This window comes from Pseudomonas sp. PS01297, assembly GCF_029959305.1.
Classification (GTDB): domain Bacteria; phylum Pseudomonadota; class Gammaproteobacteria; order Pseudomonadales; family Pseudomonadaceae; genus Aquipseudomonas; species Aquipseudomonas helleri.
The window spans coordinates 1-3,226 of the sequence record NZ_JASCPQ010000189.1 but is presented as its reverse complement, the minus strand read 5'-3'; the positions used below and the strand labels follow the sequence as shown (position 1 = coordinate 3,226).

The window sequence follows — 3,226 nt, the reverse complement described above, 5'->3', positions numbered from 1 at the left end:
ATGCAAGCAATGCGGTCTTTCTGGATACGCTCAGCGCTCCTATCGCGAGCAAGCCCGCTCCCACAAAAGCTAATCAGGGCTGCACAATTTCAGCGGGAATGTTAGCGTGCTTACATTCCCGACAGCCGACGAGCCTTGTACCGATGAGTCTTTCTAATACCAAGAAAACCGTACTTGCCTTCAGCCGCGTCACGCCAGCAATGGTCGAGCGCCTGCGAGAGGATTTCAACGTCATCGTGCCTGATCCCAAGCTGGGCGATATCAATGCTCAGTTTGAAGAAGCCTTGCCCCACGCCCATGGCTTGATCGGCGTTGGCCGCAAGCTGGGTCGCAAGCAACTGGAAAACGCCAAGAACCTTGAAGTGGTGTCCAGCGTGTCGGTGGGTTACGACAATTACGACGTCGATTACTTCAACGAGCGCGGGCTGATGCTCACCAACACCCCGGACGTGCTGACCGAAAGCACCGCCGACCTGGGTTTTACCTTGATCATGAGCGCCGCTCGCCGCGTGGCAGAGCTGGACGCCTGGACCAAGGCCGGTGAATGGAAAGCCAGCGTAGGGCCAGCCTTGTTCGGCACCGATGTACACGGCAAAACCTTGGGTATCGTCGGCATGGGCAATATCGGGGCCGCCGTTGCCCGTCGTGGCCGCCTGGGTTTCGGCATGCCGATTCTGTACAGCGGCAACAGCCGCAAGACGGAACTTGAGCAAGAGTTGGGCGCACAGTTCCGTACGCTGGATCAGTTGCTGGCCGAGGCTGACTTCGTCTGCCTGGTGGTGCCACTGAGCGAGAAAACCAAACACTTGATCAGCGAACGCGAACTGAACCTGATGAAGAAAAGCGCGATTCTGGTGAACATCTCGCGTGGCCCGGTGGTGGACGAAGCGGCGCTGGTTCACGCCCTGCAAAACAACACCATCCGCGGTGCCGGCTTGGACGTGTACGAGAAAGAGCCGCTGGCCGAATCACCGTTGTTTGCCCTGAAAAACGCCGTGACCTTGCCGCACATCGGCTCGGCCACTGAAGAAACCCGCGAAGCCATGGCCAATCGCGCGCTGGCTAACCTGCGCAGCGCCTTGCTCGGCGAACGCCCGCAAGATCTGGTCAACCCGCAGGTATTCAAAGGCTAAACACAGCCAAAACCGGTAGCCGCTGCCGCAGGCTGCGATAAGGGCCGAAGGACCTTCAACAGCAGGGTCGCTGCGCAACCCATCGCAGCCTTCGGCAGCGGCTACAGTGCTTTTTCAGGCCAGTTTGGCTGTCATCGGCACGGGCTTGGGTTTGCGAAACACCAGCACATTGCCCAGCATCACCAGAACCAGCCCGGCCAATGCGGGGGCTGTCCACTGGTAACCCTCCACAAACGCCGACACGTTCAGCGCCACCAGCGGGAACAACACCGTGCAATACGCCGCGCGCTCCGGGCCCATGCGCCCGACCAGGGTCAGGTACGCGGTAAAGCCAATCACCGAGCCCGGAATCACCAGGTACAACAGCGAGCCGATGTAGCGCGTGTTCCATTCCATGTCGAACGGGATGCCGTTAAACGCGCAGTACACCGCCAGCATGCTCGCGCCATACAACATGCCCCAGGCATTGGTGGTCAACGGTTTGAGCCCGGCTTTTTGTTGCAGGCTGGAGAGCATGTTGCCCGCCGAAAAACACATCGTGCCGATCAGGGCCAGGCCCAACCCCAGCAAGGTTTGTGGGGTCGCGGTGTGCCCGCTTAATTCAGGCCAGAACAGCAGCGCCAGACCGAGCAAACCCAATGCTCCGCCGGCAATCACGTTACGGGCGATTTTCTGTTTGAAGAAGACCCGCGCATTCAAGGCGTTCCACAGGGTAGCCGTGGAGAACACCACCGCAATCAACCCCGTCGGCACCCACTGGCTGGCGGTCAAAAAGCACATGAAGTTCACGCAAAACAGGCACAAGCCTTGAGCCAGGCAGATCAAGTGCCCCCGTTTGTTCATCACTTGCAACTTGCGACTGAGCAACAACACGGCAAACAACACCAGCGCTGCCAACCCAAACCGATAAACGATCGACACCGGAATGGCGACAACGCCCAATTGCAGTTTGAGGGCGATCCACGTGGTGCCCCAGATCAAAACCGTTAACACATACAAAAACAGATTCATGGCGCACTCCCGTCAATGGCTTGCAGTGTGTGGCCCTGCGTTGCGCGGCACTTGCAGATTCTTGCGCTTTTATTTGCCCGGGGCTGGCAGGCGGGCTGTGACGGAGTAGGATGCAAGGCGTTGGAGAATTGAACATGCACACACTGCACACCCTGCAAGTATTTCAAGCCATGGGCAGCTCGCCCAATGCGCGGCTGGAGCACAGCGCCGAATTGGGTGACGGCATGGCTGCGGCGTTGTGGAGCAACCATCACGACGCGCGCTGCTATGAGGCGCCGACGCATCACACCTTGTCGTGTTACATCTCGGGCGGCACGGGCACCTTTCGTCGGGAAAAACCGGGCAGCAAAGGCTCGCCGGGCAAGCTCTGCGTGCTGCCCGCCGAACATCAATCGTCGTGGATCATCAATGGCGAAATTCGCCTGGCGCACGTGTATGTAAGCCAGGAGCAATTCGCCCTGGGTTGCATCACCCTGCTCGACCGCGAACCGCGCAGCCTGCAACTGCGCGAAATCACCTTTCAGGAAGACGAACAACAAAGCCTGCGGTTTCATCAGCTGATCAAACTGAACTGGAGCGAGCCGGGCGAACGCCTGCTGACCAGCAGCCTGGCCAGCACCCTGCTCGATCATGCGCTGCTCAATCAGGTGGGCATGCGCGACGGGCTGCAACTCAAAGGCGGGTTGGCCGCCCATCAGCGTCGCCACCTGGTTGAGAGCATTGAGCATTCATTGGCCGAGCCACTCAGCATCGGGCAACTGGCGGCGCAATGCGCGCTGTCGCCCTACCACTTTGCGCGCATGTTCCGCGAAAGCTTCGGTGTGCCGCCGCATCAGTACGTGCTGGCCCGACGCATGGCCCGCGCGCGGGAGTTACTGCGCAACAGCTCACTGGCGCTGGGCGACATCGCCCTGGCCTGCGGCTTTGCCAGCGCCAGCCATTTCACCAATCGGTTCAAGCAGAGCATGGGCGCCACGCCTGGGGAGTACAGGGCGGCTTTCATCCCATAACCTGTGGGAGCGGGCTTGCTCGCGATTGGGTCTCTGCCCGGATATCCGCGTCGTCTGAATCGCGAGCAAGCC

3 protein-coding genes are annotated in these 3,226 nt (G+C 59.9%); 2 read left to right on the top strand and 1 reads right to left on the bottom strand.

What is annotated here, in order from left to right; translation table 11 throughout:
- Positions 1-143: 143 nt before the first annotated feature.
- The gene (locus tag QMX84_RS26085) at positions 144-1,133 is read left to right on the top strand and encodes a D-glycerate dehydrogenase (RefSeq protein WP_048391030.1); all 990 of its coding nucleotides are present in this window, start codon (positions 144-146) and stop codon (positions 1,131-1,133) included.
- A 114-nt stretch (positions 1,134-1,247) separates the two neighbouring features.
- On the opposite strand, the gene QMX84_RS26080 is transcribed toward QMX84_RS26085, so the two are convergent.
- Positions 1,248-2,144 carry a DMT family transporter gene (locus QMX84_RS26080; protein WP_123749649.1) on the bottom strand — a complete coding sequence of 299 codons (897 nt, stop codon included), beginning with the start codon at positions 2,142-2,144 and terminating at the stop codon, positions 1,248-1,250.
- Between the two features lie 134 nt (positions 2,145-2,278).
- On the opposite strand from QMX84_RS26080, the gene QMX84_RS26075 reads away from it, so the two are divergent.
- Complete coding sequence (locus QMX84_RS26075; RefSeq protein WP_282365131.1) at positions 2,279-3,154, top strand: AraC family transcriptional regulator; 876 nt, start codon at positions 2,279-2,281, stop codon at positions 3,152-3,154.
- Positions 3,155-3,226: the final 72 nt, after the last annotated feature.